This window comes from Streptomyces sp. NBC_01508 (assembly GCF_045040315.1).
Lineage (GTDB): Bacteria > Actinomycetota > Actinomycetes > Streptomycetales > Streptomycetaceae > Streptomyces.
Window position 1 is genome coordinate 1,185,049 of the sequence record NZ_CP109419.1, and the last position, 13,990, is coordinate 1,199,038.

Annotated in this window: 13 protein-coding genes and 2 pseudogenes; 5 read left to right on the forward strand and 10 right to left on the reverse strand. The window is 72.7% G+C overall.

Annotated features, from left to right (window positions below; translation table 11 throughout):
* Positions 1-5: 5 nt before the first annotated feature.
* From OG700_RS05335 to OG700_RS05355, 5 genes are all read right to left on the reverse strand, one after another.
* On the reverse strand, positions 6-542 hold the full coding sequence (locus OG700_RS05335) for a methylated-DNA--[protein]-cysteine S-methyltransferase (RefSeq protein ID WP_405609629.1): 537 nt from the start codon (positions 540-542) through the stop codon (positions 6-8).
* 13 nt (positions 543-555) lie between these two features.
* Positions 556-2,055 (reverse strand): AlkA N-terminal domain-containing protein, encoded by a 1,500-nt coding sequence (locus OG700_RS05340; protein ID WP_405609632.1) that lies wholly within the window; start codon positions 2,053-2,055, stop codon positions 556-558.
* A 257-nt stretch (positions 2,056-2,312) separates the two neighbouring features.
* Complete coding sequence (locus OG700_RS05345; protein WP_405609635.1) at positions 2,313-3,728, reverse strand: phytoene desaturase family protein; 1,416 nt, start codon at positions 3,726-3,728, stop codon at positions 2,313-2,315.
* A 105-nt stretch (positions 3,729-3,833) separates the two neighbouring features.
* Positions 3,834-4,712: an inositol monophosphatase family protein gene (locus tag OG700_RS05350; protein WP_405609638.1), complete on the reverse strand. Its 879-nt coding sequence runs from the start codon at positions 4,710-4,712 to the stop codon at positions 3,834-3,836.
* Between the two features lie 197 nt (positions 4,713-4,909).
* Positions 4,910-6,721 (reverse strand): gamma-glutamyltransferase family protein, encoded by a 1,812-nt coding sequence (locus OG700_RS05355; protein ID WP_405609640.1) that lies wholly within the window; start codon positions 6,719-6,721, stop codon positions 4,910-4,912.
* Positions 6,722-6,902: 181 nt separating this feature from the next.
* On the opposite strand from OG700_RS05355, the gene OG700_RS05360 reads away from it, so the two are divergent.
* Positions 6,903-7,343 carry a hypothetical protein gene (locus OG700_RS05360; protein ID WP_405609643.1) on the forward strand — a complete coding sequence of 147 codons (441 nt, stop codon included), beginning with the start codon at positions 6,903-6,905 and terminating at the stop codon, positions 7,341-7,343.
* Between the two features lie 46 nt (positions 7,344-7,389).
* On the opposite strand, the pseudogene OG700_RS05365 reads toward OG700_RS05360, so the two are convergent.
* The 4 genes and pseudogenes from OG700_RS05365 to OG700_RS05380 all read right to left on the reverse strand — a co-directional run.
* Positions 7,390-7,749 (reverse strand): annotated as a pseudogene (locus OG700_RS05365) (AraC family transcriptional regulator); the annotation flags it as partial.
* Between the two features lie 46 nt (positions 7,750-7,795).
* Positions 7,796-8,713, reverse strand: a complete 918-nt coding sequence (locus OG700_RS05370; RefSeq protein ID WP_405621463.1) for a serine/threonine-protein kinase — start codon at positions 8,711-8,713, stop codon at positions 7,796-7,798.
* A gap of 24 nt (positions 8,714-8,737) precedes the next feature.
* Positions 8,738-9,412: pseudogene (locus tag OG700_RS05375) on the reverse strand (SPFH domain-containing protein); the annotation flags it as partial.
* Positions 9,413-9,567: 155 nt separating this feature from the next.
* Positions 9,568-10,032 (reverse strand): DUF2269 family protein, encoded by a 465-nt coding sequence (locus OG700_RS05380; protein WP_405609646.1) that lies wholly within the window; start codon positions 10,030-10,032, stop codon positions 9,568-9,570.
* Between the two features lie 85 nt (positions 10,033-10,117).
* Between OG700_RS05380 and OG700_RS05385 the strand changes: the two genes are divergently transcribed.
* The 4 genes from OG700_RS05385 to OG700_RS05400 all read left to right on the forward strand — a co-directional run bounded on the left by OG700_RS05385 (position 10,118) and on the right by OG700_RS05400 (position 12,910).
* Positions 10,118-10,468 carry a helix-turn-helix transcriptional regulator gene (locus OG700_RS05385; protein ID WP_405609649.1) on the forward strand — a complete coding sequence of 117 codons (351 nt, stop codon included), beginning with the start codon at positions 10,118-10,120 and terminating at the stop codon, positions 10,466-10,468.
* Positions 10,465-11,175: a permease prefix domain 1-containing protein gene (locus tag OG700_RS05390; protein ID WP_405609652.1), complete on the forward strand. Its 711-nt coding sequence runs from the start codon at positions 10,465-10,467 to the stop codon at positions 11,173-11,175. The genes OG700_RS05385 and OG700_RS05390 overlap by 4 nt, the downstream gene beginning before the upstream one ends.
* A gap of 93 nt (positions 11,176-11,268) precedes the next feature.
* Positions 11,269-12,321, forward strand: coding sequence for a biotin/lipoate A/B protein ligase family protein (locus OG700_RS05395; RefSeq protein ID WP_405609655.1), 1,053 nt, complete (start codon positions 11,269-11,271; stop codon positions 12,319-12,321).
* A 298-nt stretch (positions 12,322-12,619) separates the two neighbouring features.
* Positions 12,620-12,910 carry a hypothetical protein gene (locus tag OG700_RS05400; RefSeq protein WP_405609658.1) on the forward strand — a complete coding sequence of 97 codons (291 nt, stop codon included), beginning with the start codon at positions 12,620-12,622 and terminating at the stop codon, positions 12,908-12,910.
* Between the two features lie 36 nt (positions 12,911-12,946).
* Here OG700_RS05400 and OG700_RS05405 read toward each other — a convergent pair whose 3' ends face one another.
* Positions 12,947-13,948: a TIGR03842 family LLM class F420-dependent oxidoreductase gene (locus OG700_RS05405; RefSeq protein WP_405609661.1), complete on the reverse strand. Its 1,002-nt coding sequence runs from the start codon at positions 13,946-13,948 to the stop codon at positions 12,947-12,949.
* Positions 13,949-13,990 lie beyond the last annotated feature (42 nt).

Sequence of the window (13,990 nt, forward strand, 5' to 3'; positions counted from 1 at the left end):
GGAGATCAGAACAGGGTGCCCGCCCCGCTCGTGCCCGGCCCCGGCTCCGCACCCACGGGCGCCGCGCCCTCGAAGGCCAGCAGGCGCTTCTTGCGGTCCAGCCCGCCGCCGTATCCGGTGAGGCCGCCCGTCGATCCGATCACCCGGTGGCACGGCACGATGATGCTCACCGGATTCTTGCCGTTGGCGAGTCCGACCGCGCGTGAGGCCCCCGGCTTGCCGAGCGCGTCGGCCAGTTGACCGTAGCTGCGGGTCTCGCCGTACGGGATCGTCAACAGCTGCTCCCAGACGCTCCGCTGGAAGGGGGTGCCGTCCAGCCGCAGCGGCACGTCGAACTCGGTGCGCCCGCCCGCGAAGTACTCGTCGAGCTGGTCGATCACGCCGTCGAACGGGCGGGCGTCCGGGGCGGCGGGCTCACCGAAGGTCTCCTGCGGCGGACGGTGGCGCTGCTCGGTCATGTAGAGGGCGCTCAGCACCCCGTCGGTGGCCACGAGCGTCAGCGGTCCGTACGAGCTGTCGAGCACGGTGTGTGTTCTGTTCATAGGGCGAACTCCTTTACGCGGGAAGGACGTTGATGGCGTGATCCTCGGTGGCCCAGAGGTACTGCACGGCGTACGCCCGCCAGGGCCGCCAGGCGGCGGCGCGCGTCGTGAGCGCGGCGGGCGTGGACGGCAGACCCAGCGCCCGCGCGGCCCGGCGGATACCGAGGTCGCCCGGCAGGAAGGCGTCCGGGTCGCCGAGGGCGCGCATCGCGATCACCTCGACGGTCCAGGGGCCGAAACCGGGCAGCGCGTGGAGCCGTGCCCTGGCCTCGTCCCAGTCGCTGTCCGCGCCGAGCGGAAGCGTGCCGTCCGCCAGCGCGGCGACCAGGGTCATGAGCGTGGTGCGGCGGCTGCGCGGCAGCGCGAGAGATTCGGGGTCCAGCGCGGCCAGCGCTTCGGGGGTGGGGAAGAGATGGGTGAGGCCGCCCTCGGGATCGTCCACGGGGGTGCCGTACGCGGTGACGAGACGGGCGGCGTGCGTGCGCGCGGCGGCGGTCGACACCTGCTGGCCGAGCACCGCGCGTACGGCGAACTCGGCGGCGTCGACGGTGCCCGGCACCCGGCGGCCGGGCGCCTTGTCGACCAGCGGGGCCAGCAGCGGGTCGGTGCGCAACTGCTCGTCCACGGCGACGGGGTCGGCGTCCAGGTCGAGCATGCGGCGGCAGCGGCTGATGGCGACGGTGAGATCGCGCGGATCGGTCAGCGCGAGCCGGCAGCCGATGTGGTCGGGGCGCGGCGTCAGGGACACGATGCCGTGTCCGTAGGGAAGGCGGAGCGTGCGCCGGTACGCGCCGTCCCGCCACTCCTCGACGCCCGGGACCGCCGTGGCGGCGAGGTGTCCGAAGAGGTTGTCGGGGGTGAGGGGTGCGCGGAAGGGCAGCCGCAGACAGATCACACCGGGGGTCCGGGAGGCGGGGGTCCCGGGTTCGGGGGCGGTGTTGTCCGACCGCCGGGCGCCGCGGGCCCGCAGTGCGGTCGGGGCGAGCGCGAACACCTCACGGACGGTGTCGTTGAAGGTACGGATGGAGGAGAAGCCGGCGGCGAAGGCGACCTCCGCCATCGGGAGCGCGGTCGTCTCGATGAGCAGCCGCGCGGTCTGGGCGCGCTGGGCGCGCGCCAGCGCGAGCGGCCCGGCGCCGAGTTCGGCGAGCAGTTGCCGTTCGAGCTGCCGCTCCGAGTAGCCGAGCCGCCCCGCGAGTCCCCGTACGCCTTCGCGGTCGACGATCCCGTCCTGGATGAGCCGCATGGCGCGGGCGACGGAGTCGGCGCGGGCGTTCCACTCGGGCGAGCCGGGGCTGGTGTCGGGCCGGCAGCGCTTGCAGGCGCGGAAACCGGCGTGCTGGCAGGAGGCCGCACTCGGGTGGAAGACCATGTTCTCGGCCTTGGGGGGCACGACCGGGCAGCTGGGACGGCAGTAGATACCGGTGGTCAGGACAGCCGTGAAGAACCATCCGTCGAATCGCGCGTCCTTGGACCGGACGGCACGCAAGCAGCGCTCGGTGTCGGTGTGCATGGGTCAAGCATCCGTCACCCGGGGTGGTGGGGCTGGCGGGAATCCGACATCAACCTCCCACTGCCAGGGCCGGCTCCGCGACATGGGTCGTTGACGGGTCGCGCGGCCCACGAGCCGCGGCTGTCCTCAATCGCCGGACGGGGGCACCGCGTCGGCGAGGGACCGACACCATCGCGCAGGGGTCCCGCACGGACCGCCCGTCCAGCGAGGGTCCCGGCCGCCGGGATCGTCCCCGCCGGCCGGGGGCGACACGGCCCTCAGGCCCCTCGTAGCTTGCGCCACACCGCCTTCGCCGCGTTCTGACCCGACATGCCGTGCACGCCCGGCCCCGGCGGGGTCGCGGACGAGCAGATGAAGACCGCCGGGTGCGGGGTGCTGTACGGCGACAGGGAGAGCTTGGGCCGCACCAGCAGCCGCAGACCGGCGACGGAGCCGGTGGCGATGTCCCCGCCCACGTAGTTGGCGTTACGGGCCGCCACCTCCGGTGGGCCGGCGGTCGCGCGGGCCAGGACGCGGTCCCGGAAGCCGGGGGCGAAGCGCTCGATCTGCCGCTCGATCGCGTCGGTGAGGTCGCCCTCCCAGGCGTGCGGGACATGCCCGTACGCCCAGAAGACATGCTTGCCCTCGGGGGCGCGGGACGGGTCCACCAGGCTGGGCTGGGCGGTGATCAGGAACGGCGCTGCGGGGGCGCTGCCGCCGTACGCCTGGTCCAGCGCCGTGCTGATCTCCCGCTTCGTGGGCCCCACTTGGACGGTGCCGGCCCGCCGCGCGGCCTCCGCCGTCCAGGGCACGGGGCCGTCCAGGGCGTAGTCGATCTTGAAGACGCTGGGGCCGTACCGGTAGGAGTCGTACGCCCTGCCCAGGCCCGCGATACGGGCGAGCGCGGTCGGTGAGGTGTCGAAGACGTACGCGCGGGCCGGCGGCAGGTCGTCGAGCCGCTTGACCTCGAACCCGGTGTGGACCGTGCCGCCGAGGTCGCGCAGATACGCGGCGAGCGCGTCCGAGATGGACTGGGAGCCGCCGCGCGGCATCGGCCAGCCGTTCTCGTGCGCGGCGAGCGCGAACATCAGGCCCACCCCGCCGGTCGCGATCCCGCTCAGCGGGGCGATGACATGGGCGACGAGACCGGCGAACAGCCCCTTGGCCTTCTCGTCGTGGAAGCGCCTCATCAGCATGTTCGCCGACGGGAGCCCGGCGAGCCCGAAGCGGGCCAGCGTGAGGGTGTCGTGCGGCAGGCCCCTGGGGGGCAGCGTCATGAAGTCCCGCGCGAACGAGTCCCACTTGCCGAGGAAGGGGGCGACGAGCCTTCGGTACGCCCCCGCGTCGCGCGGGCCGAAGGAGGCGGCGGTCTCGGCGACGGAGCGGGACAGCACGGCGGCCGTGCCGTCGTCCCAGGGGTGGGCCATCGGCAGCTCGGCGTGCAGCCACTCCAGGCCGAACCGCGCGAGGGGCATGTCGTTGAACGCGGGCGATCCGACACCCAGGGGGTGCACGGCCGAACACGGGTCGTGACGGAAGCCGGGGAGCGTCAGCTCCTCGGTCCTCGCTCCCCCGCCCACGGTGTCACGGGCCTCGAACACGGCGACGGAGAAGCCACGCCGGGCCAGCTCGACCGCGGCGGTCAGCCCGTTGGGTCCCGCCCCCACGACGACGGCATCGAGCATCGACGGCACCTTCGGACTCCTTCGTCAGCCGATGGCCAGAGAACCCAGGATATTCCTGGCCTCTGACACGGCGTCGGCGGGGGACGGAACCGGCCGCTCCGGTCCCTTCGCCGGTCAGGCTCCCGGACCAGCCCCGGCGCCGGCCTCCGCCTCCGCCTCCGTCCGCGCGCCCGCCAGCAGGCACTCCCGCACCCGCTTCGCGGTCGCCGCGTCCCGCGCCACAGTGAAGGGCAGCGCGTTCCCGCCCGTGACACGGAACGGCTCGCCCGTGAGCGTCAGCTGCGCGCCCCCGGCCTCCGTCACCAGCAGCAGGCCCGCCGCGTGGTCCCAGGCCAGCTCCCAGCTGAAGGCGACAGCGTCGAGCGCGCCGCCGGCGACGGCCAGATACTCCAGCCCCGCCGAACCGCACGGCCGGGCGGCGATGTCGTCGGCACCCCGGACACCCAGCAGCGCCCGCTTCTCCTCGGGCGTCGTGAAGTCCGGGTGGGAGGTGGCGACCTCCAGCACCGCGCCGGGCGCGGGTGTGCCGCAGCGCAGCTCGACGCCGTCCAGCCGGGCGCCCCGGCCACGTACGGCGGTCGCCATCCGGTCCGTCGCGGGCGCGTACGTCCAGGAGGCCAGCACCTCGCCGCCCTGGGCGAGCGCGACGAGCATGCAGAAACCGGGCTCGCCCCGGACGAACTGGCGGGTGCCGTCGACGGGGTCGACTATCCATACGGGCGCGTCGCCGCGCAGCGCCCCGTACACGGCCGGGTCGGCGTGCGCCGCCTCCTCGCCCACCACAACGGAGCCGGGCAGCAGTGCCGTGAGGGCGGCGGTCAGGTGCTCCTCGGCGCCCCGGTCGGCGCTGGTCACCAGGTCGTGCGGGCCGGACTTCTCGACGATCTCGTGGGCGGCGAGCTGCCGGTAGCGCGGCATGATCTCGGCGGCCGCGGCATCGCGCAGGGCCGCCTCGACAGCGGAAAGGTCACCGTTCAGGAAGTCATCGATCATGCCTCAAGAGAACCACAGAGGGATGACAACGCAGGTGGGAGCGGAGATGACGGCTCCATGGCGGCCCGGCGTCCGGCGCACGGCGTCCGGCGCACGGCGTCCGGCGCACGATGCACGGCGTCCGGTCGCCGGGCGCACGATCACCGGGCGCGCCAAGGCGTTCTGTCCTTCGGACAGGGCCTGGATCCTGTCCGGACCTACCGGCCCACCGCGTACCCCTGCATGCCGCGCGGATTGGCCGCGGCCGACAGGATCCCCGTACGCGGGTCCCTCGCGACCGCGCAGAGCCGCCCTTCCGACCAGGGCTCGCCGACGGTGACGTCATGGCCCCGGCCGCGCAGCCCTTCCACGACGGCCGCGTCCATGGACGGCTCCACGGTGACGCTGCCCGGCCGCATCCCGCGCGGGTAGAAGGAGCTGGGGAAGCTGTCGTTGTGCCAGTTGGGCGCGTCGATCGCGCCCTGGAGGTCGAGTCCGCCGCGAACGTGCGGGCGGAGCGCGACGGCCAGGAAGAAGTGGAGCTGCCACTGGTCCTGCTGGTCCCCTCCGGGGGTGCCGAAGGCCAGGACGGGGGTGCCGTCGCGCAGGGCGAGGGACGGCGTGAGCGTGGTGCGGGGCCTGCGGCCCGGCGTGAGGGAGTTGGGCAGTCCGTGCTCCAGCCAGGCCATCTGGAGGCGGGTGCCGAGCGGGAAGCCGAGTTCGGGCACGACGGGATTGGACTGGAGCCAGCCGCCGCTCGGTGTCGCGGCGATCATGTTGCCCCAGCGGTCCACGACATCGAGGTGGCAGGTGTCGCCGCGGGTCGCGCCGTCGCGGGCGACGGTCGGCTCGCCCGCGCCCGCCGCCGGGACGGCGAGGGCGTCGAAGTCGGACTCCCCGGCCGCGACGGCGGTGGCGTGGGCGCTGAGGACGGGCGCGCGTCCGTCGGGGCTGCCGGGGCGCAGTTCGTAGGAGGCCCGGTCGCCGACCAGGGCGCGGCGGGCGGTGTTGTACGGCTCCGAGAGGAGCGTGTCGAGCGGTACGCCGGCGGCGTCGCCGTACCAGGCCTCGCGGTCGGCCATGGCCAGCTTGCAGCCCTCCGTAAGGAGGTGGACGTATTCCGCGGAGCCGTACGCCGGAAGCTCGGGCGCGGGCGGCAGCAGGGCGAGTTGCTGGAGGAAGGCGGGGCCCTGGCTCCAGCCGGCGGCCTTGCAGAGGGTCCAGCCGTTCCAGTCGTACGTCGCGGGCGCCTCGTACGTCGCCGACCACCCGGCCAGGTCGGTGGCGGTCAGGGTGCCGGTGTGGTGGGAGCCGCTGGTGTCGAGGGTGGGGCGGCCGGACTGGCGTATCAGCGCCTCGGCGATGAATCCGTCGCGCCAGATGGAGCGCGCGGCCTCGATCTGCGCGACGCGGTCGCCGCCGCCCGCCTGCTCGGCCTCGGCTGTCAGTCGGCGCCAGGTGGCGGCCAGGGCGGGGTTGCGGAACAGCTCTCCGGACGCCGGGGACCGGCCGCCGGGCAGGTAGACGTCGGCGGACGAGGTCCATTCGGTCTCGAACAGTTCGCGCACGCTCTCCACGGTCTGGCCGACGCGCTCGACGGGCGCGTGGCCGTCCTCGGCGTAGCCGATGGCGTAACGCAGCACCTCCATAAGGGATTTGGTGCCGTGGTCGCGCAGCAGCACCATCCAGGCGTCGAAGGCGCCGGGCACGGCGGCTGCGAGCGGTCCGGTGCCGGGGACGAGTTCGAGGCCGAGGGAGCGGTAGTGCTCGATCGTGGCGCCGGCGGGCGCGGGTCCCTGGCCGCAGAGGACCTGGACCTCGCCGCCGGCGGGGGCGAGGATGATCGGCACCTCGCCGCCCGGTCCGTTGAGGTGCGGCTCCACCACATGCAGGACGAACCCGGCCGCGACGGCCGCGTCGTAGGCGTTGCCACCGTCCTCCAGGACGGCCATCGCCGACTGCGAGGCGAGCCAGTGTGTGGAGGACACCATGCCGAAGGTGCCCTGGAGGGTCGGTCGGGTCGTGAACATGGGGCCTCTCACCTTGCTGTTTACATGTATCGGCCCAGATCGTGGGCACTGAAGGACGGGTCCTCGGGAGAATCTGGGGCGTCTGCGCCAGGGGCCGCCGCCTCCCGCTCCCCCAGAAGGCTAAGGACTCTGCCGGGGCACTGGTACGCGGGGTGGCGGCCGGGCAGGCTAGTTTGCTCGGATGAGTCTTCTTGATGATGTGGCCGAGCGCGACGGCTGGCGGTGCTGGGTGTGTGACGAAGCGGTCGACCCCAACGAGTCGGTGAACGACCCGCGGGGGCCCAGCGTCGACAGCCGGACTGCCGACCGGAAGGCCAAGGTCGCCGAGCGGCTCGCGCACCGCGGATGCAACACCCGCAAGGGTGCGGTGAAGGTGCTGATCGCCTGGCCGGACAGCCTGTACGTGGTCGAACCCGCGCCGCTGATCACCGTTGCCGGACGACTGGAGCGCAAGGGGGGCCGCGAGATGGTGGGCCGCTGTCCGACCAGGCGGGACGCCCAAGAGGCGGCGGATTGGCTGGTGGACCGGTTCTCCCGACTCGTACCGGGGCTGCCGGTGACCGCCGACATCGAGCCGGGCGGCGGCCAGTTCCTCGTCACCCTGGCCACCGGCCGCCGCTGACCAGGAATCACCGGCACACACCGCGTCGAGCTGAACCGTCGGCCCACACCGGGACCAGTCGGTGGGCGAGCGCGGCGGCGGGCATGCCGTAGACGGCCCGTGCCCCGAGCGGTGTCAGCGACACCCGCACGCCTTGCCGGCGTCCGTCGTGGTGGATCGCGACGGACCGGCACATCAGAGCGCCGGCCACGCTGCCGAATCGGGTGACCGGTGACCCGTCGTCGACGCCCGCCGCCACCTCCAAGGGGTCGGACAGGCTGATCACCGCGGTGAGCACACGGCCCGGCGGACCGCAGTGGACCCCCGCCGGGAACCCGCGAAGGTCGAAACCGACATACGAGCTGACGTACCGCCGCAAGGCGGGTGCCGGACGTGCGTCGACGCTGGTGGCCGTCTGGTCTTCCACCCTCGTCAGGGTACGAACCGGCGAGCCCGGCAAGATCACCGCCCGGTCAGGGCGCCAAGGCGGTGGGGGCGTTGTGGAGATCGACCAGCGTGCGTACGGGCGGGGGCAGCCAGTCCTCGGACGGCAGGTGGTTCCGGGTGAGTTGTTCGAGCACCTCGGTGGGGGTCGGGCGGCGTACGGGGTCGTGGTCGACACACCTGGTGATGACGCCGGCGAGAGTGGCGGGCAGCAGCGCGAGGGCCGAGTCGAGGGTCTCGTCCGCCGCGAAGGGCACCGCCCCGGCGGCGTGGCACAGCACCATGCCGAAGGCGTAGATGTCCGTGGCCGGGGTGCTCACCGCGCCGACGAGCTGTTCCGGGGCGAGGAATCCCTGGGTGCCGATCACCATGTTGGTGCGGGTGAGCGCGGTGCTGTCGACGGACCGGGCGATGCCGAAGTCGATGACACGCGGGCCTGTCGTGGAGATGATCACGTTGCTGGGCTTGAGGTCCCGGTGGATGATGCCGCACGCGTGGATTCCCTCAAGCGCCTCGGCGATGCCGAGGGCGAGGGTGTGCAGGGTCCTGGTGGGCATGGCGCCGTACCGCTTGAGGACGTCGCCCAGTGAGGGGCCGGGGATGTACTCGGTGGCCAGCCAGGGCGGCTCGCCGTGGGCGTCGGCGTCGATGACGGCGGCGGTGTGGAATCCGCCGACGCGGCGCGCGGATTCGATCTCGCGGTCGAACCGGCGCCGGAAGGTGTCGTCGGCTGCGAGCTCGGCCTGAATGACCTTCACCGCGACCAGCCGCTCGCCGCGGGACCGGCCGAGATACACCGTCCCCATCCCGCCCTGGCCCAGCCGCGCCGTCAGGCGATACCGCCCGACGGTGCGGGGATCCTCGCGCCGTAGCGGCTCGTGGGCGGGGCGCGTAGCCGGCTCCGAAGGCGGCGGCCCGTCGGACTCCGGGGTTCGCGGACGGGGCACGACGCGGGTCGTCCCGCCCTCGCGGGCGAGAATGGCCGCGACATCGCGTTGCGTCTCGGCCTCCATCAGCGCACTGTTGCGGGCGCCTTCGGCGGTGAGGATCGCGGACTGCCGGATGCCTTCGGCGGTGAGGATCGCGGCGCGCTTGTCGGCATCCGCGCGCATCTGCTTCTCCATCGACTCCGTGATGGCGCGGGGCATCTCGATCAACTTGAGCTGGACGAGTTTGACGCGGATGCCCCACTTGCCGGTGGCCTCGCCCAGGACGCCGCGCAGGGCCGCGTTGATCTCCTCGCGGGAGGTGAGGGTCCGCTCCAGGTCCATGCCACCGATGATGTTGCGCAGGGTGGTGACGGTGAGCTGTTCGATCGCCTGGATGTAGCTGGCGACTTCGTACGTCGCGGCGCGGGCGTCGGTGACCTGGTAATAGATGACCGTGTCGATGTTGACGATCAGGTTGTCCTGGGTGATCACCGGCTGGGGCGGGAAGGGGACGACCTGTTCACGGAGGTCGATGCGGTTGCGGATCGAGTCGACGAACGGGACCACGATGTTCAGGCCCGCGTTGAGCGTGCGGGTGTAGCGCCCGAAGCGCTCCACGATGGCGGCGCTCGCCTGCGGGATGATGTGAACTGCCTTGAGCACGGCGCCGATCAGGAGCACCGCCACGGCCCCCAGCACAATAACCATCGCTACCACGCCGGTCTCCCGCCTCGGGCATCCCTGCCCCCCTGTCGGACACTGCCGTCGCACAGTCTTCCAGAACGTCCGTGCGCGCGGTGCCACTCTCCTTCGGTCGACACCGTGCCCGCGGACGGTTCCTGACGGTGGATCAGGCGCAGCTCGTGCGCCGCTCAGGCGCCGGTCGTGGAGCCGGGGCGCACGATCATCAGGACGACGACGACCGCCCACAGCAGGTTGAAGACACCCGTGAGCCCGGCCAGCCGCGCCGCGGCGCGTGCCGTGTCGCCACCCTCCCCCTCCCTCTCCTTCGACGCCTCGATCATGCTCTGCTGGCCGGGCAGGATCGCCAGCGCCAGGATCGCGGCGGCGATCGCCGTCAGCACGATCGACGCGATCAGCCAGGCGTCGGTGAGGACGCCGAGCTGCGCGCCGGTGGCGAGCCCGAAGACCGGGACGGCGACCCCGACGATCGCGTAGCCGCTACAGATCCGGTGGAGCAGTGCCGCGCCGGCGGCGGAGCGGCCGTCCTGCGCGGTCTGGCGCGCGTAGCGCGGGAACATCGACGCCGCCACGGCGATCGGCCCGACCACCAGGATCGAGGCGAGGACGTGGATGGACAGCAGCAGCTTGGTCACCGCGGACCCCTTCGGGGAGATGCATGAATGAGTTGGCTGCCAATAGGTACCACGCCAATGCGTTTTATAGGTAGGCTGCCTACTCATGAAGGCAGATGCGGTGCGTGGGCACCTGGACTCCCTGTTGCTGGCTGTGCTCGAACCCGGCCCGCTGCACGGCTACGCGATCATCGCGGCCGTCCAGCAGCGGAGCGAGGGCGCGCTCCAGCTCCGTACGGGCACGATCTATCCGGCCCTGAACAGACTTGAGCGGCTCGGGCTGCTCGGCAGCAGTTGGGAGGCCGTCGGCGAACGGCGGCGCCGCTGCTACCGGCTGACCGACGCGGGGCGCGGCAGCCTGGAGAGCGAACGGACGGCATGGCGCGAGTTCACGACGGCGATCGGCTCGGTCCTGAATCCGGCCGTCGCCGCCCCGGCACCGAGGCCCGCGACATGACCAAGACGCAAGGCACCCCCGCCGACAACCCGGCCGCCGACAACCCCGTCCACAAGCCCTCCGACGCCCCGGTCGCCGACTACGTCGCGACCCTGTCCGCCGCGTTGCACGGCCCCGTCCGGGCCAAGTCCCGGATGCTCCAGGAGATACGGGACGGTCTCACCGACACCGTGGAGGCGCACACCCGCGACGGCGTGCCCCACGACCGGGCGGCCCGCCTGGCGGTACGGGAGTTCGGCACACCGGACGAGCTGGTACCGAGCTGTCAGCGCGAGTTGACCCTCGCGCAGACCCGGCGGACCGCATTGTCGGTCATCCTCACCGTCCCGCTCCTGATCACCTGCTGGTATCTGATCTGGACCACGGGGCAGAGCTGGCAGATCCAGCACACGGCGCAGTTGGTCGCCGTCCCACTGGCGGCCGTCGCGGCCGTCGCCGCGCTCCTCGCCGCCGTGGCGTTCGCCGCCACCGGAGCGCCGGCCCGCCGGCTGCGGACACCGGAGCGGCTGCCGCTGGCCGTGGCCTGGGCCGGTACGACGGCCGGAGTGGCGATGGTGGTCGCGACACTCGCGCTCGCCGTCCTGTCGCCGCCGGCCACGAACTGGCCGCTGGTCACCCTCGCGGCCATGGTCACCGCCCTCTCGCACGGCATGGTGTCCGCATCGGCCCGCGCCTGCCGCCGCTGCGCTCGCCTGCCGGTGACGTAGCGGGCGAGTGACGGCGCACCCGGCCCGGGATGATCCACCGGGCCGGGTGCGTTGCAGCGCACAGACGACACGCCACGAGGTGGAGGCACAGCCGTGCACGGTGAGTACAAGGTTCCGGGCGGCAAGCTCGTCGTGGTGGATCTGGACGCGCGGGACGGCGTGCTGCGCGATGTCCGGGTCTCCGGGGACTTCTTCCTGGAGCCGGACGAGGCGATCCACCTCATCGACGGGGCGCTCGAAGGCGCGCCCGCCGATCTGGACGCGGCGGGGCTCGCCGCCCGCGTCCAGGCGGCGCTCCCGCCCGGCACCCGGATGTACGGGCTGACGAGTGACGGCATCGGCGTCGCCGTACGGCGCGCGCTGGCCCACGCGACGGACTGGACGGACTACGACTGGCAGCTCGTGCACATGGAGCCGCAGCCGCCCGCGCTCCACATGGCCCTGGACGAGGTGCTGACGAACGAGGTCGCGGCGGGCCGCCGCGCGCCGACCCTGCGGATCTGGGAGTGGGCGTCGCCCGCCGTGGTGATCGGCAGCTTCCAGTCGCTGCGCAACGAGGTGGACCCGCGGGCCGCCGAGCGGCACGGCGTGACGGTCGTACGGCGGATCTCGGGCGGCGGCGCCATGTTCATCGAGCCCGGCAACACGATCACGTACTCGCTGTCCGTCCCCGACGCCCTCGTGCAGGGCCTGACGTTCGCCGACAGCTACGCGTATCTCGACGACTGGGTACTCGGCGCGCTGGGCGAGATGGGGGTCACGGCCTGGTACCAGCCGCTCAACGACATCGCCACCGAGGCGGGCAAGATCGCGGGCGCCGCGCAGAAGCGGGTGGTGGGCGGCGGCGCCGTACTGCACCACGTGACGATGGCGTACGACATCGACGCCGACAAGATGCTCGAAGTCCTGCGCATCGGCAAGGAGAAGCTCTCCGACAAGGGCACGCGCAGCGCGAAGAAGCGGGTGGATCCGCTGCGCCGTCAGACGGGACTGCCGCGCGCCGCGGTCATCGAGCGGATGATCGGGTCCTTCCGGGGGCGGTACGGCCTCGGCGAAGGCAAGGTCACCGACGAGGAGATGGCGCGGGCGCGCGAGCTGGCCGAGACGAAGTTCGGCACGGCGCAGTGGACAGCCCGGGTGCCGTAACCGGGACGGGGGCGTATCCGGGACGGGGCACATCCGCAGCAGGGGCCGCATCCCGGTGCGGTGACCGGCCCGGAGGCGTGACCCGCGGGCTCCGCCCCGGTCTCAGCGCGTCTGCTCGCGCGGCGCCACCAGCCCCGACTCGTAGGCGAACACGACCAGTTGGATCGCGCGTGGTGTACGACCGGGCGGCCGGCTCGCCCTGCTCTGTCCGCAGCCGAGCCCTCCGGACGGTGAGGAGCGGGCGGCCCTGGGCCGACTGGCGGCGCTGGCGGGCCAGGACCGGCCGATCCAGGGCGAGTTGGCCGACGCGATGGCGTCGTTCTCGGAGCCGGACCGGATCCACGAGGTCCTGACGGGCGCGGGGTTCACCGACATCGACGTGAACCCCGTGACACTGCGCACCTGTTGGGGACGCGACGCCCCGGACGCCGTCGACTTCTACCTCTCGCGGACGCCGGGGCTGACGGTCCCCGGCGCCACGCGGGAGGAGATGGCCGCGGTGCTGCGGCCGTACGGGTCCGAGCGGGGCGTCGTGCTGGGCGCCGGGGTGTGGATCATCACCGGGACCCTCACCGCGCAGCGCCCGTGAGGCGCGTCCCTGGCAGAGGGGAGGGCCGAAGCGGGCTCAGGAGGCCAGCGCGGGGATGATCTCGGAGCCGTACGTGTCGATCGTCGCTTCCTTCGCGTCGTGCATGTCGTAGACGGCGAACTGGTCGACGCCCAGGGCCTTCAGCGTCATCAGCTTCTCGATGTGAGCCTCGGCCGGGCCCAGCAGGCAGAAGCGGTCCACGATGTCGTCGGGCACGAAGTCCGTGGACGGGTTCCCGGCGCGGCCGTGGTGGCTGTAGTCGTAGCCCTCGCGCTGCTTGATGTACGTGGTGAGGGCGTCGGGCACCAGGTCGGAGTGTTCGCCGTAGCGGCTCACGAGATCGGCGACGTGGTTGCCGACCATCCCGCCGAACCACCGGCACTGGTCGCGGGCGTGGGCCAGGTCGTCGCCGACGTAGGCGGGGGCTGCGACGCAGATGGTCACCGAGTCCGGGTCGCGTCCGGCGTCGGACGCGGCCGTACGGACGGCCTTGACCATGGTCTCGGTGAGATACGGGTCGGCGAGCTGAAGGATGAAGCCGTCGGCCTTCGCACCGGCCATGGCCAGGGCCTTCGGCCCGTACGCGGCCATCCACACCGGCAGCTTCCCGTCCCGCACCCAGGGCAGCCGGAGCGGCTTGCCGTCCACCGACGCCTCGCGGCCCTCGGCGAGGTCGCGGATGACGTCGATCGCCTCGCCGAGCCGGGCGAGCGTGTTGGGCGCGCGGCCGGCGACCCGCATCGCGGAGTCGCCGCGGCCGATACCGCACACGGTGCGGTTGCCGTACATCTCGTTGAGCGTGGCGAAGGTGGACGCGGTCACCTCCCAGGTGCGGGTGCCCGGGTTGGTGACCATCGGCCCGACGATCAGGCTGGTGGTGTGTTCGAGGATGCGGCTGTAGACGACGAACGGCTCCTGCCACAGCACGGCGGAGTCGAAGGTCCAGCCGTAGCGGAAGCCGTTGCGCTCGGCGCGCCGCATGAGGCCGACGACCGCCGACGCCGGCGGGTCGGTCTGGAGGACAAGTCCGAAGTCCATGGCGGGCCACTCCCAACTTTCAGGTGAGGACAGGCGAGTTCG